Source organism: Acinetobacter sp. NEB149, assembly GCF_012516415.1.
GTDB classification, from domain to species: Bacteria; Pseudomonadota; Gammaproteobacteria; order Pseudomonadales; family Moraxellaceae; genus Acinetobacter; species Acinetobacter lwoffii_V.
The window spans coordinates 2,328,702-2,354,532 of record NZ_CP051208.1 but is presented as its reverse complement, the minus strand read 5'-3'; the positions used below and the strand labels follow the sequence as shown (position 1 = coordinate 2,354,532).

Sequence of the window (25,831 nt, the reverse complement as noted above, 5' to 3'; positions counted from 1 at the left end):
TTGATCCAAGTAATGCTTTTTATGACACCGATGTTGCACAATAGCATAAATTTAGTGAAATGATGACCTGATATGTCTTTCTTTGCATTGGGTGTCAACCATCAAACTGCCTCTGTAGAACTGCGCGAACAAGTGGCGTTTAACCCTGAAAAGTTAAGTGCCATTCTTGCCGAGCAAAGCCAACACCCTGAACTGAACGACATGGTGGTGGTGTCTACATGTAACCGGACCGAAGTTTACGCCATGTCTGACAATGCTGACATGGTGCTGAACTGGCTCGCCCAGAAAAATGGGGTGGATGTCAAACAACTGCAACATCATGTCTATCGTTATGAAAATGCTCAAGCGGTGACGCATCTGATGCGTGTTGCCAGTGGTCTGGATTCACTGATGCTAGGTGAACCACAAATTCTGGGGCAGGTCAAAACCGCACTTTCTCTGGCCAAAGACTCTCATACCGTTTCGCAAAACCTGAACCGCATTTTTGAATATGCTTTTTATGCCGCTAAACGTGTGCGTTCGGAAACGGCTGTCGGTAGTCATGCGGTCTCGATGGGCTATGCGGTAGCACAACTTGCCTTGCAAGTGTTTAGTCACCCGGACAAGCTGACCATTATGGTGGTGGCAGCTGGAGAGATGAACAGTCTGGTGGCTAAGCATCTTGCAGAAATGGGTGTGGGCAAGATCATCATCTGTAACCGTACCCGCGAGCGTGCGGATATTCTGGCACAGGAAATTGCACATCGAGTTGAAGTCGAAATTATAGATTTTGATCAGCTTGCAGAAAATCTGCATCGTGCCGATGTCATTTCCAGTTGTACCGGCAGTTTGCATCAGGTGATTCACTATCCTGATATCAAGGCAGCATTAAAGAAACGCCGTTACCAGCAGATGCTGCTGGTCGATCTGGCAGTGCCACGCGATATTGATGCCAAAGTAGAAAGCCTGGACGGGGTTTATCTGTATGGGGTCGATGACCTGCAAAGCGTGATTGAGGAAAATCTGGCACAGCGCCGTCAAGCGGCTGTTGAGGCTGAGATCATGGTCAATCAGCTGGCTACAGAACTGATGACCCAGCAAAAGGTCAAACAGGCCGGGGCGACCATTCATGCCTATCGTGACCACGGGGAAACATTACGTCAGGAAGAATTGTCACTGGCAATGCAGCGTATTGCCAAGGGCGAAAAGGCGGAAACGGTACTGGCCGAGTTTTCACATCGTTTAACCCAAAAACTGTTGCATCCAACTTCTATTGTGCTGCGTGAAGCGGCCAAAGCGGAAGATCCTACCTATTTTGAGCTGTTACAGGAAGAACTGGGCAATGTAGTCGCGAAGCGTCGTAAATCCAGGCATTCGTTTTAATCAGCATGATGAGAAGCTTGGTTCTTTGCTGATTTGTACTTCAACATAAAACCCAGCCTGATTATTTGAGAAAATTATAAATAATAATGTGAGCTAGCAGTGACTTCATTGGATTCAAAAGAATCAATAATTTGAAAAATTAATCTTCTAACAGGGTCATTGAGCGTTTGCGGTCAATCTCATAAATCTGCATTTTCAGGTTTTTCATTTCTGCAATACTGTTAAATTTCTTGGATTTAATCTTGTTTTTTAAACACTGATATTGCAGCTTGGTTGAAAAATCAGCCGCGAGCTTATCGGCCTGTTCCGGCGATGAGGTGTAATCGCTGACATTGGCATGCTGCAGAATATGCTGCAGTTCATGATGATGGGCTGCGCAGGCACCGAGCACATAATAGATCGACAGTTCAGGATCATCCGGCAAGTCATCAAAAATCACATTCAGAATATTCAAAATCTTAAACAGCAACTGATCTTCCGCTACTAGCGCGCGCAGTGGTTCAAAATGAATATACAGATAAGGATGATTCATCAAGATCGCAATCACATATTCTTCAGCATCAATTTTGGTACTAAAGCTTAAAGATGCATCTGTATTGACCTTAGGTTGCCATTTACGGTTAAAGCCCAGTTTTTCACGGAAAAATTGCTGCAGCAGATAACGGAAGGAGCCGTGTTTGGGCAGTAATTCGGTCAGATTTTTTAGTTCACCCATAACCTGACTCTTGCCTTCTGGGGTGGTGATATCCTGATTTTGGGTCAGATGGGCAAACACGAAGTCCGACATCAACGGTGCCTGATCCAGCAAGCGTCTGAAGTTTTCTATCCCTTCACGGCGGATCAATGAATCTGGGTCATGGTCAGCGGGCAAAACAAAGAACTTCAGCTCTCGGCCATCATTCAGCAGGGGCAGGGCAATGTCCAAGGTACGGCGCGCTGCTTTTTGACCGGCAGCATCCCCATCAAAGGCAATGGTCAGCCGGTTGCTCTGCTTGAACAGAATATTCAGGTGGTCGGTATTACTCGCTGTGCCTAAAGTCGCCACTGCGCCATGAATGCCATATTGCTGAAGCGCAATCACATCCATATAGCCTTCGACCATCAGCCATTCTTGGGCTTTCTGTTTGCGGCCCTCATAGAGGCCGTAGAGCAACTGGTTTTTATGGAAGACTTCAGAATCTGGCGAGTTGATGTATTTCGGCTTGATCTCGTCATTCAGGGCGCGGCCGCCAAAGCCGACCACACGGCCCTTGGTATCACGGATCGGGAAAATGACTCGTTCACGCAGCAGGTCAAAATCACGGCCACTGTCGCTGGTGCGAATCAGACCTAAAAGTTTTAAGCCCTCAATATCCTGAGGAAAGGCTTTTTCCAGATGTTGCCAGTCTTCAGGCGCATAGCCTAAGCGCCAATAGGCAATGGTCTCTGCAGTCAGACCACGCTGCTTGAAGTATTGCTGGGCACTCGGGCTATTTGGGAGTTGGCGCTCATAGAACTGCGCGATATTTTCTAGCAGGTCGTAGAGGTTACCGTCTTGCTGAACTTCCGCCATCGGTAGGTGTTCAAAAGAAGCAAAAGGGTCACCATAAAAATCCTGTTCGACTGTCTGAAACTCTGCAAATGGATCGAAACTCGCCGTAGATGCAGCATTATTATTTTCTGTTGGAGCGTTATTCTGTTGCGGCTGAGTTTGTGGTGCAGTTTGAGCAGGCACGATTTTGGGTTTGGCTGCTTCACGTTTATATTTTAATTTATTGGAATCAGTATTGTCTTTAGGCAGTTCGATGCCCGTCTGGCTGGACAGGTCTTTCATCACTTCGACAAAATTACGGCTGCCAATGTCCATTAAAAAACGGATGGCATTACCGTTGGCCTGACAGCCAAAACAGTGAAAATACTGTTTGTCACGATAGACGTGGAAAGACGGTGATTTTTCCTGATGAAAAGGGCAGCAGCCTGAATAGGTACGGCCTGTTTTTTTCAGTTTTACGAATTGACCAATCACATCGACAATATCGGTGCGATCGAGAATCTGATCAATCGTATGTTGAGGAATGGCCATGGTCTGCTGAGCTTCTCGTGCTGGAATCTAAGGTCTAAATCACTGAAAAAATGAAAATAGTCTAGTTGGACATTGAATATTTCAAGTTCCTTTGTATACCTTTTGCACGTTTTGTTCAAGCCTGGGCAAGACAACGCAAAAGGGCAAGTATGATACCTTGCCCTTGAGGAAAATGCACCTGTAAAGCGCTGTCTTATTTGCTGATGCTGCCGGCCTTCTTTAGCTTTATTCAGCCGTTTTAGGACGATCCAGCAAACCAAATGAAATGCGATTGGTGATGCTGCGCTTTTCATTTTCTGGCGCATCAGACTGTGCATCGGTGTCGGTTACAGTTTTGGCTTCTTTACCAAAAATACCCAGTGTCGCGCGGTTAAAGAAGCTGCCTTCACTACGCGCTGCACGCAGGTTCACCGTCCCATCTGATTTCACCAGATTCGGATAATTCAGCTTTAATACATCCACATATTGCTGAGAAGTCGCTTTATCACCTAGCTGAGCATAGCCATAAGCAACCGTTGCCAGTGCTTCTGGAATCTGCGGAGTTTGAGGATAATGTTCAATCACCCACAAGCCACGTTCAACTGCTGCCAGATACGCCTTACGCTTGATGTTAAAACGTGCTGCATTCATTTCATGCTCAGCTAGTTCCTGACCGATAAACTGCATACGTTGTGCGGCATCAACTGCATAAGTACTCGATGGATAGCGGCGAATGAAATCAACAAAATTCTGGTAAGCCACTTTCAGGTAGCTGACATCACGATGCGACTGTTTCAGTGAGGTATAACGCAGCAGGCCGTTATAGTTCTGTTCCATATTGGCGACACCGCGTACATAGTAAGCATAATCGACATTTGGATGTTGCGGGTTCAGACGGATAAAACGCTCTGCCAGTGCAACCGCACCTTCATAATCTTTTTGCTGGAATTTCACATACAACAGTTCAAGCTGCGCCTGAGGGGCATACTGACTGGTCGGGAAATAAGTTTCCAGCGCTTCCAACTGTTTTGCTGCATCGGTATATTGATTACGATCTAGCGCTTTCTGTGCTTTTTGAATATAAACCTGTTCGCTAGATTCCGGACCTTTATCCACGACTTCTTTTTTTGGATTACTGCTACAGCCTACCATTGCCGATGCAATGCCTAATGTCACAGCAAGCATTGTCATTTTATAATGTGGTAGCGACATAAAAATTCCTCTGTTAATACGGGCAATGAGCTACAATTGCACTATTAAACCACTTTTGTCTGAATGAGCAAATGAGTCAAGCACAATCTTCCAATTCTAATATCCCTGATACTGATTTCAATTTACTTGAAGATTCTGAGGATGCAGATAACCATACTTCAGAAGCAACTGCAACACGTTTATCGTTGCAATTTCAACTGGATGAAACTTATATCGGGCAACGGATCGACCAGATTGCCGCAATGGTCTGGAGCGATTTTTCTCGAGAAAAATTAAAGCAATGGATTAAAGATGGCAATTTATTGGTGAATGGTCAACCGGTTAAGCCGAAATTTAAAAGTGATGGTTTTGAAACCCTGACTTTAAATGTTGAGCTTGAAGCGCAAACGCGCAGTCTGCCGGAAGATATTCCACTGGATATCATCTATGAAGATGATGACATTATTGTCATCAATAAACCTGTAGGCATGGTGGTACATCCAGGTGCTGGCAATAGTTCGGGCACCTTGGTCAATGCTTTATTGCATCACTATCCGAAATCAGCTGAACTGGCGCGTGCAGGTCTGGTACATCGTATCGACAAAGACACCAGTGGTCTGCTGGTCGTTGCCAAAAATCTGGAAGCACAGTTTTCTCTCAGCAAACAGCTTGAGAAAAAATCAGTATATCGCCTGTATGACCTGGTGGTTTACGGCAATATTATTGCTGGCGGTACCATTGATGAACCAATCAAACGTCATCCGGTAGATCGTGTAAAAATGACTGTACTTCCAGGCGGTAAAGACGCGGTGACGCATTACAATGTCAAAGAGCGTTTCCAGCATTTTACCCGTGTTCAAGCCCGTCTGGAAACCGGACGTACCCATCAGATTCGTGTGCATTTTAGCTATATCGGTTTTGGCCTGGTGGGCGATCAGGTGTATATGCCGCGTGTCCGTATGCCAGCAGGTGCATCGCAATTATTAGATGACACTTTACGTGGCTTTAAACGTCAGGCCTTGCATGCCGTGCAACTGGGTCTGAAACATCCGCGTACCAAAGAAGAAATGACCTTTGAAGCGCCGTGGCCGGAAGACTTTGCCAATCTGGTTGAAGTACTGCGTACCGAAAACAAAGCCTATTAATCTTTTTATTTAGTTCGCGTCAAAGCAAGGAATTGAGATGCAATTTGTACTAGGACTTCCACAAGGTGTATATGTGGGTCAGACCCGCGTTCACCATATGAAAGTGCAGCCGTCCACGCAGCCTGAGCTTGCAGGTTTTAATCTGGCCTTGCATGTGCAGGATGATGCGCAACGGGTACAACAGCATCGTATGGCTTTATTGCAGGATTTCGCTGCGTTTGGCGTAGATAAAATTACCTGGATGACCCAGACGCATAGCACCATTTGCCATTCCATTAATGAGCAGATGCCATTTACCGCATTGGTCGGAGATGGTCTGGTGACGCAGCGTAAGGCGCATGCCTTAATGATGATGACTGCAGACTGTTTACCTGTGGTAATGGGGAATGCGAAAGGTACGGAAGTTGCCAATTTGCATGCTGGTTGGCGTGGTCTGGCGGGTGGAATTGTTGAAAATACCATTGCCGCCATGCAAACTCCGCCGACTTGGGCCTGGCTCGGGGCAGCAATTAGCCAGCCGTGTTTTGAAATTGGTGCTGAAGTAAAAGCAGCTTTTTGCGGTAAATATCCTGAACTGGACAGTGCATTTCAGGCCGGTGAACAGGCAGGTAAATATTATGCCGACCTGTATGCGATTGCGCGTTATATCTTGCAGCAACACGGGGTAAATACTGTTCTAGGTGGGGATCAGTGTTCTTATCGTCAAGCAGAGGAATACTTTTCTTATCGCCGTGAGCCAAAAACAGGGCGTATGGCGACATTCGTGTTTATGGCATGAAAATGTTAAACTTAACTGAATTTTTTGGCTTTTGAGCGTTATGTCCCTATCTTCCAAATCTGTTGCGATTGTTTATCACAGTCCTTATGGACATACGGCTAAAGTGGCAAATTTTATTGCCGATGGTGCACGGGAAACCGGTGTTCAGGTGCATATGATGAATGTCGAACATATAGACTGGGATGTACTGGACGCCGCCGATGCAATTATCTTTGGTTGTCCGACCTATATGGGCAGTCTGACCTCTGCCATGAAGCTGTTTATGGAACAGTCTTCCAAGCGCTGGCTGGCACGTACTTGGCAGGGAAAACTGGCTGCAGCCTTTACCAATGGTGGCGGACTTAGTGGTGATAAGCTGGCGGTCCTGCAGCAAATCAACCTGTTTGCCATGCAGCACGGTATGCTATGGAGTGGTTTACCATTGATGCCGACAGGACGTGCAGTGACGGATCTGAACCGGATGTCGAGCTTTTTGGGTTTAATGACCCAGTCGGATAATGCCCCGGTTGAAGTCACTCCACCTGAGGGCGATTTAAAAACCGCGTTCTGGTTTGGGGAATATATTGCCCTGACTCTGGCAAGACTGGGCGGCAAAGCTTAAAGTTATAAAAAAACCTCCAAATGCGGAGGTTTTTTATATTCAATTTTTAATCCATTATTTATGGAAAATTCGTGCTTTATCACGTTGCCAGTCACGGTCTTTTTCGGTGGCACGTTTGTCATGGAGCTGCTTACCTTTCACCAAGGCAATTTCCAGCTTGGCATGTGGACCTTTCCAGTAACACGCCAGTGGTACGCAGGAATAACCTTTCTGGTTAATTGCACCCATCAACTTTTCAATTTCACGGCGATTCAGCAATAGCTTGCGGGTACGGGTTGCTTCAGGCACCACATGGGTCGAAGCGCTTAATAAGGGCTGAACTTGTGCACCAAACAAGAACGCTTCACCATTTTTAAAGGTAATATAACTTTCTACGATGGTCATACGACCAGCACGCATTGATTTGACTTCCCAGCCTTTTAATGAAAGCCCCGCTTCAAATTTCTCTTCAATAAAATAATCGTGGCGGGCACGTTTATTCAGTGCAATGGTACCGCCATTATTTTTTTTTACTACAATAGATGCTTTCGCCATAATCTGATACTTCCAAACGTGCTGCTATTGTACCGCAACTAGAAATAAGGTGAAGTTTTTTAAATTAATGAGGATTATTCACCAAAAAAACAAGTTTTTGCTAAAATAAGATTCTACATAACAAACAGAGTACAAATGGATGTCTAAAACTCGTGTGATTTATCCGGGGACTTTTGATCCAATTACCAATGGACATATTGATTTGGTAACCCGCGCAGCGCGAATGTTTGATGAAGTTGTGGTAGCGATTGCCATCGGTCATCATAAAAATCCGGTATTTAGTCTGGAAGAGCGTGTCGCATTGGCAAAAGAGTCATTGAGTCATTTGGACAATGTTGAATTTGTAGGTTTTGACGGTTTGCTGGTCAATTTTTTCCGTGAGCAAAAGGCGACTGCTGTATTGCGTGGTTTGCGTGCAGTGTCTGATTTTGAGTACGAATTTCAGCTGGCCAATATGAACCGTCAGCTGGACTCCCACTTTGAAGCGGTATTTTTAACCCCTTCAGAGCAATATTCTTTTATTTCATCCACTTTGGTGCGTGAAATTGCTCGATTAAGAGGTGATGTAACCAAGTTTGTACCACCAAACGTGGTTGCGGCCTTCGAGCGTAAACTTCAACAAGGTTGGTAGCGTGTCTTTATATATCACCGATGAATGCATTAACTGTGATGTCTGTGAACCTGTATGCCCGAATGAGGCCATCTATATGGGTGAACTCATTTATGAGATTCATCCAGATTTATGTACAGAGTGCGTCGGACATCATGATCAACCGCAGTGCCAGTTGTTCTGTCCGGTGGATTGTATTCCACTGGATCCGAATCATGTCGAAACGCAGGAACAGCTGCAAGCCAAGTATGAAAAACTGACTGCTCAAAAAACATCAAGCAATTAGTCTCGATATTTGATACTATGCCGCTTGAAGTGAGCCAGACGATCGCTGCTGTGGAAATCTCCGTGATTGAAGCAGGGGAGGAAAGTCCGGGCTTCATAGGGCAAGGTGCCAGGTAACGCCTGGGCGGTGTAAACCGACGGCAAGTGCAGCAGAGAGAAGACCGCCTTCATTATGTTTTCGAGCAATCGGAATCGAAGGTAAGGGTGAAAGGGTGCGGTAAGAGCGCACCGCATGGCTGGTAACAGTTCATGGCGAGGTAAACCCCACCGGAAGCAAGACCAAATAGGAATCCATTAGGCATGGCCCATGCTGGATTCGGGTAGGTCGCTTGAGCGCATGAGTGATTGTGCGCCTAGAGGAATGATCGTTCACGACAGAACCCGGCTTATCAGCTCACTTCAACAAATTTTGATCAAACAGCACAATATGGGGTTGACGTGATTTACAGAAAATCCCATAATGCGCGCACAGTTTAAGGCTATGTAGCTCAGTTGGTTAGAGCACCGCACTCATAATGCGGGGGTCACAAGTTCAAGTCTCGTCATAGCCACCATATTCTGAAAAAACCCACTCCGATTGAGTGGGTTTTTTTATGCCCCAATTTTATTTTGATTGGTTTGAATATCAGAGATAGCGGATTTCAAAACTTGTAGGCAAATTTTAGCTGTTTGTTCTCTAGGTGAGAATTTTTCAGTCATTTGCTGAAAAGGATGTATGTAATTTCTAAAATCTCTTAATTCTTTGCTAAATCGATATGTATCTTTTTCAATTAAATTAATTGAATGAGATACTTCAATGAAATTATGAAGTGTCCATTGATCGAAGTTTTTTACTTTGCCATCTTTTTTAGGGCTACAGTTTGAAGTATTAAAAACTCTTGGATTTAAAGAAGCAATATTTAAGAATATTCCCTCTAATGTACTACCAGCTAATAACACAACGGAAAGGTATGCTTCAGCTTTAAAAGCTTTTTCAATTTCTATTATTCTACTTTTGATTACAGGCATTAAGGTTGGGATGAGATTTAACTGAGAGTAATCAAACTTAAATTCATGTTTTATAAAGTTATTTTCAATATTTTCATTATCTGATTGGAATTGTTCATCAAGATTGATTTTTGTAATAGGTGTAAGGTTAATTTCAGTGTTGGTTCTAGTAATTTGATATTTGTCGAATTGTAGATATTTATTGAACTCTTTAATTAAATTATCTAGTCGATTTAAGTCTTCAATATAATTTATAGGATTAAATAAGTTTTTAATACATATATCTAATTTTGGTGTGCCATTTATTTGAGAAAGTCGTAGATCTGTGTACATCCATCTAGATGGAAAACCTTGCCCATATACATCTTGATAATCGAACATACCAAAAAAATCGATAATTTTTGGCCCTGATCGGTATTCGGTGATTTCATTGATTAAGTCACGAAGTTTTTCAAGTGTCTTAGTTGATAGATGCATATTTATTCAAAATAATGGTTTGAATTAAATATAATGTTTAGATCAAACTTTGTACATAATTAAGCAGTGATTTCACATCATCCGTTTGCAATTGCTCACGCATTTTTAAAAACTGCTTTTCATCTATATCATAGATTTTTAGAGAGAGTACTTTTTCTATATCTTCTTGTGGAAAACGGTATTTAATAATTTTTGCAGGTACACCACCAACTACAGCATAAGGCGGTACGTCTTTAGCGACTACTGCACCTGTTGCCACCACAGCACCTTCACCCAGCTTTACACCTTGCATAATCATGGCACGAGAACCAATCCAGCAACCATCACCAATCACTGTATCACCAGCAGGCACAAAACTGCGTGTATCGAACGGAAACGCTGAAATCCAATCGGTACGGTGTAACTGGTTACCTCCCATCATAATTACGCATTCAGCACCAAAACAGACAAAATTGCCGATATAGAGCTGGTCAATCGGCTTCTCAGGCGTAGATGGCTTGTCATGTAAATAACGCACCACACAGCGCTCAAAGCCCTGATCCCAATAGGCTGAATAATAAGAATAATTCCCTTTGATATGAATGTTGGGATTCTTCACCGTTTTTGAGATGAACTCAAATTCACACCAATGATTCACAGGAGAATTAATTAACTTTTCAGCCATAAGGAAGATACAAAAAAATAGTGAATAAGAAATTATACCTAATCGGGGTTTAAACTTGCTGAATAATATCTAAAAGACATTCGCGCACGCATAAAACAATGATTAAGCTGTGGTCGATGCTGGAGGAATACGAGCAATCACCTTAATTTCAAAATCAAAACCTGCTAACCACGTGACACCTACAGCTGTCCAATTAGGATAAGGCTTTTGCGTAAACACCTGATTTTTAACTTTCATGATGCTTTCGAACTGCTGTTCTGGATCAGTGTGAAAGGTGGTGACATCAACAATATCATCGAAGCTACAACCAGCTGCTGCCAATGTCGCAGCTAGATTTTCAAAAGCCCGTTCTACCTGTTTCTCGAAATCTGGTTCAGGTGAACCATCCTCACGGCTACCGACCTGACCAGAAACGAAGAGTAAATCTTGCGATTTAATTGCAGCAGAATAACCATGCTGTTCATAGAGGGCATGGCGGTCTTGGGGAAATATCGCAGTTCTAGTCATGTCTATTCTCATTCAATATCTAATTTATAAGTGAGTGAAAGCAACTTAACTTTCACATACGCATCGTATGTAAACATAATTGACATACGGAGCGTATGTCAATTAAAATTTTTATGATGATGAGGTAAAGTAATTCATGTCTGTTCGTGAACAAAAAATGGCGGAAACCCGTAAGAAACTGATAAAAGTAGCGCGCCGTACATTTGCTGAATATGGCTATGCAGACACTTCAATGGATAAACTCACGGCAGAAGCGGGGCTGACTCGTGGAGCGTTGTATCACCATTTTGGTGATAAAAAAGGCTTGTTTGCTGCAGTGGTCGACCAGATCGATTCGGAAATGGCTTCATCTGCCCAGCAGCATCTGGAGCAGCCTGCTGATCTGTGGGAAGGATTGATGCTAGAAGGGCGGACCTATATTCAAAATGCCTTAAATCCGGAATTCCAGCGCATTGTGCTGCGTGACGGGCCGGCTGTGCTGGGCGATCCTGCACATTGGCCAAGTCAAAACAGATGTTTGCAGTCCACGCGTGAATGTGTTGAACAATTATTGGCAGTAGACCGAATTAAAACAGTTGATCCAGAAGCTGCTGCGATATTTTTAAATGGTGCAGCAATGAATGCAGCACTCTGGGTGGCTTCTAGCGAACATCCTGAGCAAGTACTCCCTGAGGCCTTACATGCATTTAATTTATTTGCATCGGGGTTTTTAAAAGAAGCACAGAGCTAATCCATTTGTAAGAGGCGAATAAAGGTAAAAAACCCCTCAATCGAGGGGTTCATGCAAGCTTAAATATCTAAAATTTAGATATATTCAACTTTCACAATTTCGTATTCAACTTCACCGTTTGGTGTATTGATTTTCACATCGTCGCCTTCGTTTTTACCTAAAAGACCACGTGCGATCGGCGAGTTTACAGAGATCTTGTTAATCTTAAAGTCTGCTTCGTCATCGCCTACAATTTTATAGGTTTTCTGCTCTTCAGTATCCAGATTTTCAATCGTGACCGTTACACCAAAAACTACACGACCATTCTGTTCAAGTTCTTTGACATCGATCACCTGAGCTGCACCCAGTTTGCCTTCGATGTCCTGAATACGGCCTTCACAGAAGCCTTGCTGTTCACGTGCTGCATGGTATTCTGCATTTTCTTTTAAGTCACCGTGTTCACGAGCTTCTGCAATTGAAGCTGTAATACGTGGACGATCCACTGTTTTCAGTTGGTGTAATTCTTTCTCTAAGGCAATTTTGCCTTCAGGTGTCATAGGATAACGTTGCATGTTGTCCCTCAAAAGTCAGTTGAAAGATATAAAATCTATAAATAAAAAAAAGCCCGCCACCAAGAAGGTGGCGGACTTCTTGGAAGTGAATTAACCTTTAGTTAGGTCTTGCAAACGATATACATCCATCGGCAATTTAATTGCTAAAGCTTGGCATACTGCATCCGCACCATTCAATGTAGTTGTGTTATACACTTTACCTTGAAGTGCTGAACGACGGATCGAGAATGAGTCTTCTTGTGCCTTTTTGCCTTCAGTCGTGTTAATCACAAGGTGGATTTCGCCGTTTTTAATACGGTCCACAATGTTAGGACGACCTTCAGTTACTTTATTGACACGTTCACATTCAAGACCAGCATCGCTAATCACTTTAAATGTACCATCAGTTGCAAGAATCTTGAAGCCTAGGTCAATCAATTGTTTTGCGATACCCGCCGCACGTGGTTTGTCTGAGTCACGTACAGAGATAAATGCGTGTTTCACTTCGCCTTCAGTTGGAAGACCTGGTAAACGCTCGTTTGCACCTAAAACAGCTTTATAGAACGCTTCACCAAATGTTTTACCAACGCCCATCACTTCGCCAGTCGATTTCATCTCAGGGCCAAGGATCGGGTCAACACCAGGGAATTTGTTGAATGGGAACACGGCTTCTTTTACAGAGAAGTGCTCAGGAATAATCTCTGATGTAAAGCCTTGCGACTCAAGAGATTGACCCGCCATACAACGTGCAGCAACTTTCGCAAGCGACTCACCGATACACTTAGAAACGAATGGCACAGTACGAGACGCACGTGGGTTCACTTCCAGGATGTAAACGTCTTCACCTTTTACAGCAAACTGAACGTTCATCAAACCGATTACGCCAAGCTCTTTTGCCATAGCCACGGTTTGACGACGCATTTCGTCCTGAATCTCTTTAGATAGAGAGTAAGGAGGAATCGAACATGCCGAGTCACCTGAGTGAATACCCGCTTGTTCGATGTGCTGCATGATACCGCCGATCACCACGTCTTTACCGTCAGATACGCAGTCTACGTCAACTTCGATCGCATCATCTAAGAAACGGTCAAGAAGAACAGGCGCTTCGTTTGATGCTTGAACTGCATCACGTAAGTAGCGTTTAAGTTCTTCATCGTTGTACACGATTTCCATCGCACGACCACCAAGGACGTAAGAAGGACGTACGACAAGTGGGTAGCCTACTTTAGACGCTTCAGCCATACCTTCTTCAGCAGATTTTACGATGCTGTTGTTTGGTTGGCGAAGTTGTAGACGTTGAATCATTTGCTGGAAACGTTCACGGTCTTCTGCACGGTCAATTGCGTCAGGCGATGTACCAATGATTGGAGCACCAGCTTCTTCTAAAGCACGAGCCAATTTCAAAGGTGTTTGACCACCGTACTGAACGATAATGCCTTTAGGCTTCTCGATACGCACGATTTCTAAAACGTCTTCTAAAGTGATCGGTTCGAAGTACAAACGATCTGAAGTGTCGTAATCCGTAGAAACAGTTTCAGGGTTACAGTTTACCATGATCGTTTCATAGCCGTCTTCACGCATAGCCAGGGCAGCGTGTACACAGCAGTAATCGAACTCGATACCTTGACCGATACGGTTAGGGCCACCGCCGATCACCATGATCTTGTCTTTGTTCGATGGATTTGCTTCACATTCTTCATCGTAAGTTGAGTACATGTAAGCTGTATCAGATTCGAATTCTGCAGCACATGTATCGACACGTTTGTAAACCGGAGTTACGCCCAGGCTCCAACGATGTTTACGGAATTGCTTTTGTGAAATACCCATCAAGTCTGCAATGCGAAGATCTGATAAACCTTTACGTTTGAATCCACGGATGTTGTCCGCATTCAAGTCGCCAAAACCTAAAGTTTTGATTTGGTTTTCAGTTTTGATGATGTCTTCGATTTGAATCAAGAACCAGCGGTCAATGTTCGTTGCAGCGAATACTTCGTCTAAAGTAAAGCCGTGACGGAATGCATCGCCCACGTACCAGATACGCTCTGGACCTGGCACTTTAAGTTCTTGCAAGATTTTGTCGCGCGCGCCTTCAGCACCCACTTCAATTTTTTCGTCAAAACCAGAAGCACCCACTTCAAGACCACGAAGGGCTTTTTGTACAGATTCCTGGAAGTTACGACCAATCGCCATTACTTCACCGACAGATTTCATCTGAGTTGTAAGCGTTGCGTCAGCTTGTGGGAATTTCTCGAAGTTGAAACGAGGAATCTTAGTAACTACGTAGTCAATTGCAGGTTCAAACGATGCAGGTGTTGTACCGCCAGTGATGTCGTTTTTCAACTCATCAAGCGTGTAACCAACCGCTAATTTCGCAGCGATTTTTGCAATTGGGAAACCAGTTGCTTTAGAGGCAAGGGCAGATGAACGTGATACACGTGGGTTCATCTCGATCACAACCATACGACCAGTATTTGGACAAATACCGAACTGTACGTTAGAACCACCTGTTTCTACGCCAATTTCACGTAGTACAGCTAAAGATGCGTTACGTAGAAGTTGGAATTCTTTGTCTGTCAATGTTTGCGCAGGAGCAACAGTGATTGAGTCACCAGTGTGTACGCCCATTGGGTCAAAGTTTTCAATCGTACATACGATGATACAGTTGTCGTTTTTGTCACGAACAACTTCCATCTCGTACTCTTTCCAACCAATTAAAGATTCATCGATCAATAATTGTTTAGTCGGAGAAAGATCGAAACCGCGTTCACAAATTTCGATGAATTCTTCTTTGTTGTAAGCGATACCGCCACCAGAACCACCCATGGTGAATGATGGACGGATAATCACTGGGAAGCCGAAACGTGCTTGAATTTCTAAAGCATGTTCCATTGACTCAGCAACGTCAGCTTTTGGACATTCAAGACCAATTTTACGCATTGCCTGGTCAAACAGTTTGCGGTCTTCAGCTTTTTCAATCGCTTCTTTGGTTGCACCGATTAATTCAACATTGAATTTTTCTAAAATGCCGTGCTCATCGAGGGCAAGGGCACAGTTCAATGCAGTTTGACCACCCATGGTCGGAAGAACAGCGTCTGGGCGTTCTTTCTCAATAATTGCTGCAACAGTTTGCCAAGTAATTGGCTCAATATAAGTTGCATCTGCCATGGTTGGGTCGGTCATGATGGTCGCTGGGTTCGAGTTGACCAAAATAACGCGGTAGCCTTCTTCACGAAGGGCTTTACATGCTTGAGCACCTGAGTAGTCAAACTCACATGCTTGACCGATGACAATCGGACCAGCACCAATAATCAAGATGCTTTTAATGTCAGTACGTTTAGCCATGATGCTTCCTTAATTACTTCTTAGATGCTTCGATAAGTTCGATGAAATGATCGAACAATGGTGCGCAGTCATGTGGACCCGGGCTTGCTTCAGGGTGACCCTGGAAGCTGAACGCAGGTTTGTCTGTACGATGGATACCTTGGTTGGTGCCATCAAACAGTGAGCGATGCGTTACACGCAACACATCAGGCAGATTGCTTTCATCGACTGCGAAGCCATGGTTTTGAGAAGTAATCATCACTGTACCGTTATCAAGATTTTGTACAGGATGGTTCGCACCGTGGTGGCCGTGAGGCATTTTTAAGGTTTTAGCACCACTTGCAAGCGCAAGGATCTGGTGACCCAGGCAGATACCAAATACTGGAATTTCAGTGGTTTCTACAATTGTTTTTACAGCTTCAATTGCGTAGTCACATGCAGCCGGATCACCAGGACCGTTCGACAGGAACACGCCATCTGGATTCAGTGCAAGTACATCAGCAGCAGGAGTTTGCGCCGGCACAACAGTCAGTTTACAACCGCGGTCTGCGAGCATACGTAAGATGTTGGTTTTGACACCGTAATCGTATGCAACAACATGGAATTTAGCTTCTGGTTGAGAGAAACCTTTGCCTAATGTCCAAGAGCCTTCAGTCCATTCAAAACCTTCAGGGTCGCAACATTCTTTTGCCAGGTCTAAACCGTTTAAACCACCAAATGCACGTGCTTTTTCAAGCGCTTCAGCTTCAGTGATATTTTCGCCAGCAAGGATACAGCCATTTTGCGCACCTTTGTCACGTAAGATACGTGTCAATTTACGCGTGTCGATATCCGCAATTGCCACAACATTGTGTTGTACCAAATATTCAGCTAATGATTGGGTTGAACGGAAGTTACTGTGCAGTAAAGGCAGGTCACGAATGATCAATCCGTTCGCCCAAACCTTATGAATACGACCTGATTCAGCGTCTTCTTCATTACAGCCTGTGTTACCGATATGTGGGTAAGTCAGTGTCACAAGTTGCTGTGCATAACTCGGGTCAGTCAAAATTTCTTGATAGCCAGTCATGGCAGTGTTGAAAACGACTTCACCAGTCGTACTACCCGATGCGCCAATCGAAGTACCTTTAAAGATAGTTCCGTCGGCAAGGGCTAAAATTGCTGGGGTGCTCAAACCAAAGCTCCTGAAATTTAGGCTGTAAAAAAGCGAGAAGACGAAAAAAAAGGAAGGCTATTTTTTAAACCTACCCTCCTATGTCTGCTCGCTTGAACTTAACACGGCATTATACGCAGAATGACCCCTAAAGTCCAACGGCTTTGCAGCGAAAGTATGAGATAAATGGCTTGCTTTTTGCATGGAAGTCTGTTTTGTAAGCAAGGTGAAAAAATGTAAGCAATTAATAATTGTCAGACAAATCAAATCTTAATTTTTATCAAATCTACTAATATAGCTTAGTCGATATAACAATAGGAACAAGACAAATGGCTACAGCACCTAAATCTACTACATCTAAAAAAATCACTCCGAGCGTGGTCACTGAAACTGCCGAGAAGCTTGAAAAAGTAGCAGTCGAGGCTAAAGATCAGGCAATTGGAACCATCGAGGAAAGTAAGGAAAAGCTTGAAGTTGAAGCCAAGCAGTTAAGCGACACTGTGCAGGAACAATTGCGTCAATTTAAGCAGGAGGTGTTACAGCGTATTGATACTTTGAAGGAGCAGATTTTCGGTTCGCAGAAAGAATTAACTGAACTGAAAAGCTTTATCAAGACAGAATTCAACGCTGTCGTCGAAGACTTATCTAATCTGGGTAAAGAGTTGAAAGAGGATGTCAGTCAGATTTCGACCAAGCATAAGGAACATCTGACCGATACTTTTAAACGTTCTAAGGACAGTACCATTGAAGTACTGAAAAAAGTCAAACCCGTGGTGAAAACAGAGAGCTCGGACAAAAGTCCTGAGCTGAAAAGTTAGGCTGCGCTGAAAGGCCGCTATTTAAAAAGGAGAACAATCAAATGTTCTCCTTTGTCTTTATGCAGCAAAACGGACTCACAATAACAATTAAAGGGGGTCACGATGCAACAGCATTTTGTAGGTGTACTTATTTTACTGATATTGATCATGCTACTGAATCTGGAAAGCGGATTGGGGCGCATACTTTATCTAGGTGTAATCGTATTATGTTTGGGAGTGCTGGGACTGGTGTTTGGGACCATTCTTCTGATGATCATTACTTTTGCTTTTATTCTTTATGCTGCTGTGAAATCTATTCAGGAGCAGCATCATCTACATCATTAAAATATGAACGTTGAAAACAATAAAAAATCTAAAATAATTATACAGAGGATCAATCATTTTTGAGCAATAAACAAAAACGTGAGACTTTAAGTCTCACGTTTTATTCGCCTGTTACACTTTAAATAGCTGATGCACAGCGTCAATCTATTTAAAATACATGCAACCAGTCACGTTTATTATGAAAATCTGCCTGAGGACTACTATGCTGCATGGCATAGTATTGATCACCTTGTGAGGTTTTTAAAACAGCAGATAAACCCAGGAACAAGTTTTCCCATTTCAGTTTATGTGTTGCCATAAAATCAGTCAGATCCACACTGACATTGAGACCATAATGCGTACGTTTGAGCTGGTTCAGCTCAATATCATCCGCAGCTTGGGGGGCATATCTTCAGGATAACGGTATTCTTCGAATTGATAAGCCTGCCAGGCCTGAGAAGGGGAAAGATTAATCTCACGATAAAAATCTTCGCCCTGAACCCCAATAAAAATTTCAAAGCAGGTCTGTTCCCACAGGAAATCCTGACGGGGATGTGCCGTCACCATATCGGGCCACAAGATGTACTGATTGGGATCACGGATCCAGAAGCCCACATTTAAATTGTATGGGCCTTGCTGTTCAATGGCGGCAACCAGAGAGATGGCCTGAAAACGGCGATCAAATGCGCTAAGTTCGTAACTTGCCATAAGTCCTGTACTTAGTTAGACAGATGAGCGAAACGGACAAGGTTGGACAATTTTTGGTTTTGTTTCGCAGCTTTCTTGTAAAGCAGCGCAATTTTACCAATAGTTTGAACTACTTCGGCACCAGTCGCTTCTGAAATTTCAGCAATCAATGCTGCACGCGCTTCACGATCCTCAGCTACGATTTTTACTTTAATCAGTTCGTGATCGTTTAAAGCACGCGCCAATTCTTCGATGACATTTTCAGTCAGGCCTTTGTCACCCAGCATAACGACCGGGTTTAAAGCATGTCCGATTTGACGTAAACGCTTACGTTCCTGAATAGATAAAGACGCCATGAGAGATAACCTGAATTTTAAAACGGCTTAGTATAGCAAAAGCAAAAAACAAACGCTTTAAATTATCAGGAAATAATCATTTCCAATATCTCTTCATAACGAGCAAAACTCCTAGATTTAGATACACATGTATACTGCAAAATATGTCTTTTTCACGTACAATTAATAATTAGACGTTTTTTTATTTAGAGAGTTATGGCTACACGCATTACCAACCAAAAGTTATCTAAAAGTAGTCGTGATTGGATGAGAGAGCATTTAGACGATCCTTATGTGAAAAAGGCGCAAAAGGACGGCTATCGTGCGCGTGCAGCATATAAGCTCTTAGAGATGCAAGAAAAGTACAAGATCATCAAACCCGGCATGACTGTAGTCGACTTGGGTGCAGCTCCCGGGAGTTGGTCACAAATCGCAGGTAAGCTAGTCGGTGACAAGGGTTTATTGATTGCATCTGACATTTTACCAATGGATGCATTACCTGATGTGACTTTCTTGCAAGGCGACTTTCGTGAAGAAGAAGTCTTCCAGCAATTGTTAGAAATTTTAGATGGTCGTACTGTAGACGTTGTAATTTCAGATATGGCCCCCAATACATCAGGTAATAAGGCTGTAGATCAACCGCGTCAGATTTACTTGTGTGAACTTGCACTGGATTTTGCCAATAAGGTGCTAGGCCCCAAAGGTCAATTTGTGGTAAAAGTTTTCCAAGGCTCAGGTTTTGACGAATTCCGTAAGCAAGTGGTTGATAGTTTTGATGTTCTGAAAACATCTAAACCTTTGGCATCACGTGCTCGTTCCAAGGAAGTTTTCCTGATCGGGCAGGGACGTAAGAAGGCTTTAAAATAAGTCTACTTGCCAAGTCGTTAAAAATTGTGCATTTTGTACGTTTTCAGATAATTGTAAGTTGATTTACAGCTTAAGTATTAAGGTCACCCTGAACAGGGCATGATCAAATTAGATTGGAATGGGAATAAAGCTTTGAGCGATCTTTTTAAGAATGCCGTATTGTGGCTCGTGATACTGGGTGTGCTGGTGTTAATCTTCAGCAACGTCAGTGACCGCAATCAACCGACTACAATGAACTACTCAGAGTTTGTTGCCGCGGTCAATGCTGGCCAAATTAAACAAGTTGTGATTGACGGCGAAAGAATTCGTGGCGAAAAATCAAACGGTTCAGAGTTTGAAAGTATTCGTCCGGCAGTTCAGGATCCTGAACTGATGCCAAGCCTGATTAAAAATAATGTTGTGGTCGAAGGTGAAGCACCACAACGTCAAGGCTTGCTCATGCAGTTGCTTATTGCAAGTTTCCCTGTACTTTTAATCATTTTGTTATTCATGTTCTTTATGCGCAACATGGGTGGCGGTGCAGGTGGTAAAAACGGCCCAATGAGTTTTGGTAAATCTAAAGCCAAAATGCTGTCTGAAGACCAGATTAAAGTCACTTTCACTGATGTTGCCGGTTGTGACGAAGCCAAGCAAGAAGTCGTTGAAATCGTAGATTTCCTGAAAGATCCAACCAAATTTAAACGTCTGGGTGCGAGTATTCCACGTGGTGTGTTAATGGTGGGTCCTCCAGGTACGGGTAAAACCTTACTTGCCAAAGCCATTGCCGGTGAAGCGAAAGTTCCATTCTTTAGTATTTCAGGTTCTGACTTCGTTGAGATGTTTGTCGGTGTCGGTGCATCCCGTGTACGTGACATGTTTGAACAGGCAAAACGTCATGCGCCATGTATCATCTTTATTGATGAGATTGATGCAGTCGGTCGTCATCGTGGTTCAGGTACTGGTGGTGGTCACGATGAACGTGAACAGACACTGAACCAGATGCTGGTTGAAATGGACGGCTTTGAGGGCAATGAAGGCATTATCGTGATTGCTGCAACCAACCGTGCAGATGTACTGGATAAAGCACTTCTTCGTCCAGGCCGTTTTGACCGTCAAGTTGTGGTTGGTTTGCCAGACATTAAAGGTCGTGAACAAATCCTGAATGTACATTTGAAAAAATTGCCTTCAGTGACAGGTGTGGATGTTAAAGTTCTTGCACGTGGTACACCGGGCTTCTCGGGTGCGCAATTAGCAAACCTGGTGAATGAAGCTGCTTTATTTGCTGCACGCCGTAACAAAAACACCGTCGATATGCATGACTTTGAAGATGCAAAAGACAAGCTGTATATGGGTCCTGAGCGTAAATCGATGGTACTTCGTGATGAAGAGCGTCGTGCGACGGCTTATCATGAAGCAGGGCATGCGATTGTTGCTGAAAGCTTGCCAGGTACAGATCCTGTGCATAAGGTGACAATCATGCCACGTGGCTGGGCTTTAGGTGTTACCTGGCAGCTGCCTGAATTTGACCAGACCAGCCATTACAAAGACAAAATGTTGAATGAACTTTCGATTTTGTTTGGTGGCCGTATTGCTGAAGAAGTCTTCATTAACCAGATGTCGACCGGCGCTTCAAATGACTTCGAACGTGCAACCAAAATGGCGCGTGCGATGGTAACCAAGTACGGTATGTCAGATAAACTTGGTGTTATGGTCTATGAAGAAGATGCACAGCAATCTTTCATGGGCAGTATTGGTAGCCGCAGTATTTCGGAAACTACACAACTAGAAGTCGATCGTGAAATTCGTCGAATTCTGGATGAACAATATAAAATTGCACGTGATATCTTGGAGAGCAAAAAAGATATTGCCCATGCGATGGTGAAAGCCTTGATGGAATGGGAAACCATTGATCGTGATCAAATCCGTGACATCATGGAAGGTCGTGAGCCTCAACCACCAAAAGTCTATGTTGCAGATAATCCTGTGATTGATGTAACGCCAGATGATGGTCCGTTGACTCCTCCGCCATTGCCAGCGAACTAAGCTCAATAAAAAAACCACCTTCGGGTGGTTTTTTATGCTTGTCATTTTTGTCATATCTTTTTGAGTGTTATATTGAGCGATTAAAAATGAATAAGAAAAACAAAAATGAATATGCCTGTTCTGGAATCCAGTGTTTACCAGCTTCGTCTTGAACCGTTGAGCTGGGAACATTTTTCTGATTTAGTGGTTGCATGCGCTGAAGAAAATTTAGGTAAGATTTTATATAATTCGGTGCCTTATCTGCATAACTTAAAAAAATATTTTTCTCAAGCTTTCGAACAACAGGCTCAAGGTGAAAGAATGGTTTTTGCCGTAATTGATTTAAACTCCGGCCAAGCAATTGGAACCACCAGTTATCATGATATTAAAGCGGAAATTCCACGTTTTGAAATTGGTTATACCTGGTATGCCAAGCGCTATCACAGAGCTTATGTAAATCGCGTTTGTAAATATCTTTTGTTAAGACATGCTTTTGAAAATTTAAATGCTCAGGTGGTCGGCTTTCGAACTGATCATTTGAATCTTCCCAGCCAAAAAGCGATTGAGGCATTAGGTGCCAAACGAGATGGCATTATCAGGTGTCATATGCTACGTAAAGATGGACAGACTATTCGAGATAGCTATATCTATAGTATTTTAGAAAGTGAATGGGCAGATGTGAAAGCATTATTACAAACTAGACTGATGCAATATTCCCAAAACAATTACTTCGAAATCTAGGTCCTAGCCTTATTCCACTTTGCTTTATTCAGCGATCCATAAGACAATATCGGGGTTATTTTGAGTGAGTATTGAATCATGCAGCTGATGCCTTTGTTACCACATGTATGGACATTTGGTGATTTAAAATTGGACTTATCCCAGCCGCATGTGATGGGGATTCTCAATGTCACCCCAGACTCTTTTAGTGATGGTGGTCGGCATAATTACAAAGAAGATGCAGTCGCACGTGCGCTTGAAATGATCGCTGAAGGCGCGACCGTGATTGATATTGGCGGTGAATCGACCCGTCCAGGTGCCGCAGTGGTAGAAGTGGAAGAAGAAATTCGCCGCGTAGTGCCTGTGGTGGAAGAACTGGCTAAACATAAGGTCATTCTCTCAATTGATACGTCGCAACCTGAAGTCATACGCGCAGCGGTTCGGGCCGGAGCACATATCTGGAATGATGTCCGTGCTTTGACTCGGCCGAATGCATTGCAGACCGCAGCAGAACTCAATATTCCAGTGATCATCATGCATATGCGCGGTGAGCCGACCACCATGAACAATCTGGATCAATATGAGGATGTCACTAAAGATGTGATACGCGAGTTATCCCAACGTGTTCAGGATGCTTTAGATGTTGGAGTAAAAGCGGAAAATATCATGATTGATCCAGGTTTTGGTTTCGCTAAAAATGCCCAGCAAAATTTAAAGCTGTTGCAAGAGTTTTATAAATTGACAGAAATGGGCTATCCGATTTTGTCTGCTTTATCACGTAAACGCTTTATCGGAGCAGTTTTGGATGGGGCAGAACCACAAGAGCGTGCAGTGGGTTCAGCAACAGCGCATTTGTTGAGTATTCAGCAGGGTGCATGTATGGTACGGGCACATGATGTTAAAGTCACAGCCGATGCGATTAAAGTCTGGCAAGCTATGCAAATGGTTTAAAAATCGAGGCTGGGAAATCCCTACATTGGCAATGTTGTTTGGCTTTTAAGCAACAATATGCTATATAGGCACGCTTAGATTAGATAGTCATCCTTTAGAGTGCCTGTAATGTTTGCAGATTTACTTCTCCCCATGTTCGATGATGAGTATTATCCCGATATTCTGGTTGCTGAAATCAAGCAGCACATCGAACGTTTTGCCCAAAAAGTCGCTAAATCAGGTTTGTCAGATCAAGAAATTTACCAGCTTGCCAATCTGACTGTGGCTGATATCAATATCATGAAACCTCAGTTCGAAGATCTGGATTCGTCTCTGGATGATACTGCCGCGGATTATATTGCCGAAGCCATGATGATGGTGGTGCAAGAGCACGGCCTGTTCGAGATTGAAATGGAAGAACTGATTACCAATCGTGAATGGTGATTTAAGAAAACCCTGCAGATGCAGGGTTTTTTATTGTCTGTTCAAATAATCTTTAAAGCTATTAAAGCGAATTGAGCCGAGTAATTGTTGCTCTTCATTCATGCATTGCTGATAAAGGTTTTGGTAATAAGCCTGTAGATTCGATTGACCTTGAATCTGTTGTGGTGTTTTTGATTTGGATTGTTGATAAGCCCAAAAAGCCAGTTGTCGGAGTTTCTGCAACCTGATCTGGTCAATCGCACTACAGGAACTTTTAAATAAAGGTTCCAGGATGACCACCCCAAAGGAAGAAATCGCTAAAATGATCATACTAATGATGACCAGTACATCCGAATGAATCAGATAAAGGTTGAGCAATAAGCTCAGAAAAATTGGAATTTGCAGATAGAGACAATTTTGCAAACGCTGACTATAGACTTTGGAGCTGAATTGCGCCTGATATTGTGCATGCCAGATATAAGGATAAAGCAGTGCCATCAGCACAATTAAGGTGACATTAAAGGCAATCGTGGCATTCTTGAAAAAATAATATTCCAGAAATACGGAGCTGAGACTACAGGCTACACAGACCAGAAGGGACAGTAAATTAATCGCGATAACAAACTGGATATTTTGCAAGGCATTAAATTTAAAGCGGCTATAACGCAGCTTAAGGAAAAAAGCGTCTGGATGACGTAATTGTAATGTAGCGAGATCAAAGTGTTTTAATTCTGACATGGGGATTTCGCGCTAAAAGAATAAAATTCAGGCACAAAAAAACCAGCCTAATGCTGGATTTTTTATTGCACCATTTTAATAAATATTAAAATGGTGCCCGAGGCCAGACTCGAACTGGCACGCTTTGTGGGCGGGGGATTTTAAATCCCCTGTGTCTACCGATTTCACCACTCGGGCATGTGCGCAATAATAGAGGACGAAATAAAGCTTGGCAAGCAAATTCCGAAATGATTGCTTTCTTTTCAAGCAATTCCGTGGCTTCTATTCTAAAAATCAGCAAATCAACGTTTTTTAAAATTCAATATTTGCAGATCTTTAAGATGGCCAATGAAAAAGGATAGAGAGAACTATGAATTTTCATCCAGATAGCTGTCGACATCTAGATGCTTGATCGTTTTACAATATTGATGCTCATATTTCAGCAGCCGCGTATATAACCCGGCATAGTGATTTAATTGCTGTTTTAGTTCGGCATGCCGAGGATCATGGCTTGAATAAAAACGTAATTTTAGTCGGATCAGACAGGTCTGTTTATAAGCCCAAAAACAGATTTTACGTAATTGTTGTAGCTGATAGTGCTCAGTATTTTTGCTATTTTCCTTGAATAAATTTTCCCGATAAAAGCGCACAAAGCCAAAGCTCACGCCAAAGAAGAATAAGCTCCACATCAGCAAACTGCTTTGTATAAAGACCGGATTTAAGGCTTGCAATAGAATCACAATAGCCATCTTGATTGGAGTATGCCGTAATAACTGATACAGCGAATAAGAAGAATGCTGAATCTGGTACAGAATCAAGGTCTGACTCAACATCAGGAACAGTAGAATGGCCAAAATGGCATAACTCTGTGCCTGAAATTCACTGATTTGCACAAAAGATTGCTGTACCAGATCTCCTAACATCAAACTGATGGGAACAAAAATCATGGCGGCCAAGGCCCAAGGAATGAAGAGCTTGGCTTTATCCCAGATTCCACGGATTTTAATCTGACTGTAAAACAGGTAATTTCCTTTAAATGCAGTCGGATATTGGCGCTTAAGTTGCTGCAGCAACAAAGTCACTTGCGTAGGGGGCATCATCCAGAGATTAATTT

26 protein-coding genes, 2 tRNA genes, 1 other RNA gene and 1 pseudogene are annotated in these 25,831 nt (G+C 43.2%); 16 read left to right on the top strand and 14 right to left on the bottom strand.

The window, feature by feature from the left end; genetic code table 11:
- Positions 1-72: 72 nt before the first annotated feature.
- Positions 73-1,362, top strand: coding sequence for a glutamyl-tRNA reductase (gene hemA / locus HGD77_RS11220; protein ID WP_005247745.1), 1,290 nt, complete (start codon positions 73-75; stop codon positions 1,360-1,362).
- A 139-nt stretch (positions 1,363-1,501) separates the two neighbouring features.
- On the opposite strand, the gene HGD77_RS11215 is transcribed toward hemA, so the two are convergent.
- Together HGD77_RS11215 and HGD77_RS11210 are read right to left on the bottom strand one after the other, a co-directional pair.
- Positions 1,502-3,424, bottom strand: a complete 1,923-nt coding sequence (locus HGD77_RS11215; RefSeq protein WP_004645776.1) for a DNA primase — start codon at positions 3,422-3,424, stop codon at positions 1,502-1,504.
- Positions 3,425-3,649: 225 nt separating this feature from the next.
- A complete protein-coding gene (locus HGD77_RS11210) occupies positions 3,650-4,615 on the bottom strand; it encodes an outer membrane protein assembly factor BamD (protein ID WP_005106322.1) in 966 nt (321 codons plus the stop codon).
- Between the two features lie 71 nt (positions 4,616-4,686).
- Here HGD77_RS11210 and rluD point away from each other — a divergent pair, with 71 nt between their 5' ends.
- Genes rluD through HGD77_RS11195 form a run of 3 tightly spaced genes read left to right on the top strand, consistent with a single transcriptional unit; the run spans position 4,687 to position 7,118 of the window.
- Entirely contained in the window at positions 4,687-5,739 is a 1,053-nt protein-coding gene (gene rluD, locus HGD77_RS11205; RefSeq protein ID WP_129716268.1) for a 23S rRNA pseudouridine(1911/1915/1917) synthase RluD, read from the top strand.
- 37 nt (positions 5,740-5,776) lie between these two features.
- A complete protein-coding gene (pgeF, locus tag HGD77_RS11200) occupies positions 5,777-6,517 on the top strand; it encodes a peptidoglycan editing factor PgeF (RefSeq protein WP_129716266.1) in 741 nt (246 codons plus the stop codon).
- Positions 6,518-6,557: 40 nt separating this feature from the next.
- Entirely contained in the window at positions 6,558-7,118 is a 561-nt protein-coding gene (locus HGD77_RS11195) for a flavodoxin family protein (protein WP_004280587.1), read from the top strand.
- A gap of 54 nt (positions 7,119-7,172) precedes the next feature.
- Here the strand turns inward: HGD77_RS11195 and smpB are convergent, their stop codons facing one another.
- Positions 7,173-7,652 carry an SsrA-binding protein SmpB gene (gene smpB / locus HGD77_RS11190; RefSeq protein ID WP_004280586.1) on the bottom strand — a complete coding sequence of 160 codons (480 nt, stop codon included), beginning with the start codon at positions 7,650-7,652 and terminating at the stop codon, positions 7,173-7,175.
- A gap of 139 nt (positions 7,653-7,791) precedes the next feature.
- Between smpB and coaD the strand changes: the two genes are divergently transcribed.
- The 4 genes from coaD (at position 7,792) to HGD77_RS11170 (ending at position 9,101) form a co-directional block, all read left to right on the top strand.
- Positions 7,792-8,283 carry a pantetheine-phosphate adenylyltransferase gene (coaD, locus tag HGD77_RS11185; protein WP_004280585.1) on the top strand — a complete coding sequence of 164 codons (492 nt, stop codon included), beginning with the start codon at positions 7,792-7,794 and terminating at the stop codon, positions 8,281-8,283.
- Between the two features lies 1 nt (position 8,284).
- Complete coding sequence (locus tag HGD77_RS11180) at positions 8,285-8,548, top strand: YfhL family 4Fe-4S dicluster ferredoxin (protein WP_004280584.1); 264 nt, start codon at positions 8,285-8,287, stop codon at positions 8,546-8,548.
- 26 nt (positions 8,549-8,574) lie between these two features.
- Positions 8,575-8,952: RNase P RNA component class A (rnpB, locus tag HGD77_RS11175), an RNA gene on the top strand.
- 72 nt (positions 8,953-9,024) lie between these two features.
- A tRNA-Met gene (locus HGD77_RS11170) sits at positions 9,025-9,101 on the top strand.
- Between the two features lie 37 nt (positions 9,102-9,138).
- On the opposite strand, the gene HGD77_RS11165 is transcribed toward HGD77_RS11170, so the two are convergent.
- The 3 genes from HGD77_RS11165 to HGD77_RS11155 form a co-directional block, all read right to left on the bottom strand.
- Entirely contained in the window at positions 9,139-10,011 is an 873-nt protein-coding gene (locus tag HGD77_RS11165; protein WP_129716264.1) for a hypothetical protein, read from the bottom strand.
- 37 nt (positions 10,012-10,048) lie between these two features.
- The gene (locus HGD77_RS11160) at positions 10,049-10,675 is read right to left on the bottom strand and encodes a CatB-related O-acetyltransferase (RefSeq protein WP_129716262.1); all 627 of its coding nucleotides are present in this window, start codon (positions 10,673-10,675) and stop codon (positions 10,049-10,051) included.
- Between the two features lie 102 nt (positions 10,676-10,777).
- On the bottom strand, positions 10,778-11,182 hold the full coding sequence (locus HGD77_RS11155) for a RidA family protein (protein WP_005106330.1): 405 nt from the start codon (positions 11,180-11,182) through the stop codon (positions 10,778-10,780).
- A gap of 136 nt (positions 11,183-11,318) precedes the next feature.
- On the opposite strand from HGD77_RS11155, the gene HGD77_RS11150 reads away from it, so the two are divergent.
- On the top strand, positions 11,319-11,912 hold the full coding sequence (locus tag HGD77_RS11150; RefSeq protein WP_086044574.1) for a TetR/AcrR family transcriptional regulator: 594 nt from the start codon (positions 11,319-11,321) through the stop codon (positions 11,910-11,912).
- Positions 11,913-11,986: 74 nt separating this feature from the next.
- On the opposite strand, the gene greA is transcribed toward HGD77_RS11150, so the two are convergent.
- The 3 genes from greA to carA all read right to left on the bottom strand — a co-directional run bounded on the left by greA (position 11,987) and on the right by carA (position 16,937).
- Complete coding sequence (greA, locus tag HGD77_RS11145) at positions 11,987-12,463, bottom strand: transcription elongation factor GreA (protein WP_005103954.1); 477 nt, start codon at positions 12,461-12,463, stop codon at positions 11,987-11,989.
- 90 nt (positions 12,464-12,553) lie between these two features.
- Entirely contained in the window at positions 12,554-15,784 is a 3,231-nt protein-coding gene (carB, locus tag HGD77_RS11140; protein ID WP_168386993.1) for a carbamoyl-phosphate synthase large subunit, read from the bottom strand.
- A 13-nt stretch (positions 15,785-15,797) separates the two neighbouring features.
- Positions 15,798-16,937: a glutamine-hydrolyzing carbamoyl-phosphate synthase small subunit gene (gene carA, locus HGD77_RS11135; protein ID WP_004280574.1), complete on the bottom strand. Its 1,140-nt coding sequence runs from the start codon at positions 16,935-16,937 to the stop codon at positions 15,798-15,800.
- Between the two features lie 308 nt (positions 16,938-17,245).
- Between carA and HGD77_RS11130 the strand changes: the two genes are divergently transcribed.
- Both HGD77_RS11130 and HGD77_RS11125 read left to right on the top strand, forming a co-directional pair.
- Positions 17,246-17,734 (top strand): hypothetical protein, encoded by a 489-nt coding sequence (locus HGD77_RS11130; RefSeq protein WP_129716258.1) that lies wholly within the window; start codon positions 17,246-17,248, stop codon positions 17,732-17,734.
- A gap of 102 nt (positions 17,735-17,836) precedes the next feature.
- Positions 17,837-18,058 carry a hypothetical protein gene (locus HGD77_RS11125; RefSeq protein ID WP_004280572.1) on the top strand — a complete coding sequence of 74 codons (222 nt, stop codon included), beginning with the start codon at positions 17,837-17,839 and terminating at the stop codon, positions 18,056-18,058.
- A 148-nt stretch (positions 18,059-18,206) separates the two neighbouring features.
- Here the strand turns inward: HGD77_RS11125 and HGD77_RS11120 are convergent.
- Positions 18,207-18,745: pseudogene (locus HGD77_RS11120) on the bottom strand (DOMON-like domain-containing protein).
- An 11-nt stretch (positions 18,746-18,756) separates the two neighbouring features.
- A complete protein-coding gene (gene yhbY / locus HGD77_RS11115) occupies positions 18,757-19,080 on the bottom strand; it encodes a ribosome assembly RNA-binding protein YhbY (RefSeq protein ID WP_004280569.1) in 324 nt (107 codons plus the stop codon).
- Between the two features lie 195 nt (positions 19,081-19,275).
- On the opposite strand from yhbY, the gene rlmE reads away from it, so the two are divergent.
- From rlmE to HGD77_RS11090, 5 genes are all read left to right on the top strand, one after another.
- A complete protein-coding gene (rlmE, locus tag HGD77_RS11110; protein ID WP_004645756.1) occupies positions 19,276-19,926 on the top strand; it encodes a 23S rRNA (uridine(2552)-2'-O)-methyltransferase RlmE in 651 nt (216 codons plus the stop codon).
- Positions 19,927-20,058: 132 nt separating this feature from the next.
- Positions 20,059-21,948: an ATP-dependent zinc metalloprotease FtsH gene (gene ftsH / locus HGD77_RS11105; protein ID WP_004280565.1), complete on the top strand. Its 1,890-nt coding sequence runs from the start codon at positions 20,059-20,061 to the stop codon at positions 21,946-21,948.
- A gap of 105 nt (positions 21,949-22,053) precedes the next feature.
- A complete protein-coding gene (locus HGD77_RS11100) occupies positions 22,054-22,668 on the top strand; it encodes a GNAT family N-acetyltransferase (RefSeq protein ID WP_155861545.1) in 615 nt (204 codons plus the stop codon).
- Positions 22,669-22,746: 78 nt separating this feature from the next.
- Positions 22,747-23,598, top strand: coding sequence for a dihydropteroate synthase (folP, locus tag HGD77_RS11095; protein WP_168386992.1), 852 nt, complete (start codon positions 22,747-22,749; stop codon positions 23,596-23,598).
- A 108-nt stretch (positions 23,599-23,706) separates the two neighbouring features.
- Entirely contained in the window at positions 23,707-24,021 is a 315-nt protein-coding gene (locus tag HGD77_RS11090; protein WP_004280560.1) for a DUF5713 family protein, read from the top strand.
- Between the two features lie 30 nt (positions 24,022-24,051).
- On the opposite strand, the gene HGD77_RS11085 is transcribed toward HGD77_RS11090, so the two are convergent.
- The 3 genes from HGD77_RS11085 to HGD77_RS11075 form a co-directional block, all read right to left on the bottom strand.
- Positions 24,052-24,738, bottom strand: a complete 687-nt coding sequence (locus HGD77_RS11085; protein ID WP_121979613.1) for a hypothetical protein — start codon at positions 24,736-24,738, stop codon at positions 24,052-24,054.
- Positions 24,739-24,829: 91 nt separating this feature from the next.
- A tRNA-Leu gene (locus tag HGD77_RS11080) sits at positions 24,830-24,915 on the bottom strand.
- A 170-nt stretch (positions 24,916-25,085) separates the two neighbouring features.
- A complete protein-coding gene (locus HGD77_RS11075; protein ID WP_121979612.1) occupies positions 25,086-25,814 on the bottom strand; it encodes a hypothetical protein in 729 nt (242 codons plus the stop codon).
- Between the last annotated feature and the right edge of the window lie 17 nt (positions 25,815-25,831).

Coding starts and splice junctions, on each gene's coding strand:
- hemA (WP_005247745.1), top strand. CDS start 73: ATGTCTTTCTTTGCATTGGGTGTCAACCATCAAACTGCCTCTGTAGAA.
- HGD77_RS11215 (WP_004645776.1), bottom strand. CDS start 3,424: ATGGCCATTCCTCAACATACGATTGATCAGATTCTCGATCGCACCGAT.
- HGD77_RS11210 (WP_005106322.1), bottom strand. CDS start 4,615: ATGTCGCTACCACATTATAAAATGACAATGCTTGCTGTGACATTAGGC.
- rluD (WP_129716268.1), top strand. CDS start 4,687: ATGAGTCAAGCACAATCTTCCAATTCTAATATCCCTGATACTGATTTC.
- pgeF (WP_129716266.1), top strand. CDS start 5,777: ATGCAATTTGTACTAGGACTTCCACAAGGTGTATATGTGGGTCAGACC.
- HGD77_RS11195 (WP_004280587.1), top strand. CDS start 6,558: ATGTCCCTATCTTCCAAATCTGTTGCGATTGTTTATCACAGTCCTTAT.
- smpB (WP_004280586.1), bottom strand. CDS start 7,652: ATGGCGAAAGCATCTATTGTAGTAAAAAAAAATAATGGCGGTACCATT.
- coaD (WP_004280585.1), top strand. CDS start 7,792: ATGTCTAAAACTCGTGTGATTTATCCGGGGACTTTTGATCCAATTACC.
- HGD77_RS11165 (WP_129716264.1), bottom strand. CDS start 10,011: ATGCATCTATCAACTAAGACACTTGAAAAACTTCGTGACTTAATCAAT.
- HGD77_RS11160 (WP_129716262.1), bottom strand. CDS start 10,675: ATGGCTGAAAAGTTAATTAATTCTCCTGTGAATCATTGGTGTGAATTT.
- HGD77_RS11155 (WP_005106330.1), bottom strand. CDS start 11,182: ATGACTAGAACTGCGATATTTCCCCAAGACCGCCATGCCCTCTATGAA.
- HGD77_RS11150 (WP_086044574.1), top strand. CDS start 11,319: ATGTCTGTTCGTGAACAAAAAATGGCGGAAACCCGTAAGAAACTGATA.
- greA (WP_005103954.1), bottom strand. CDS start 12,463: ATGCAACGTTATCCTATGACACCTGAAGGCAAAATTGCCTTAGAGAAA.
- carB (WP_168386993.1), bottom strand. CDS start 15,784: ATGGCTAAACGTACTGACATTAAAAGCATCTTGATTATTGGTGCTGGT.
- HGD77_RS11130 (WP_129716258.1), top strand. CDS start 17,246: ATGGCTACAGCACCTAAATCTACTACATCTAAAAAAATCACTCCGAGC.
- HGD77_RS11125 (WP_004280572.1), top strand. CDS start 17,837: ATGCAACAGCATTTTGTAGGTGTACTTATTTTACTGATATTGATCATG.
- yhbY (WP_004280569.1), bottom strand. CDS start 19,080: ATGGCGTCTTTATCTATTCAGGAACGTAAGCGTTTACGTCAAATCGGA.
- rlmE (WP_004645756.1), top strand. CDS start 19,276: ATGGCTACACGCATTACCAACCAAAAGTTATCTAAAAGTAGTCGTGAT.
- HGD77_RS11100 (WP_155861545.1), top strand. CDS start 22,054: ATGAATATGCCTGTTCTGGAATCCAGTGTTTACCAGCTTCGTCTTGAA.
- folP (WP_168386992.1), top strand. CDS start 22,747: ATGCAGCTGATGCCTTTGTTACCACATGTATGGACATTTGGTGATTTA.
- HGD77_RS11090 (WP_004280560.1), top strand. CDS start 23,707: ATGTTTGCAGATTTACTTCTCCCCATGTTCGATGATGAGTATTATCCC.
- HGD77_RS11085 (WP_121979613.1), bottom strand. CDS start 24,738: ATGTCAGAATTAAAACACTTTGATCTCGCTACATTACAATTACGTCAT.
- HGD77_RS11075 (WP_121979612.1), bottom strand. CDS start 25,814: ATGCCCCCTACGCAAGTGACTTTGTTGCTGCAGCAACTTAAGCGCCAA.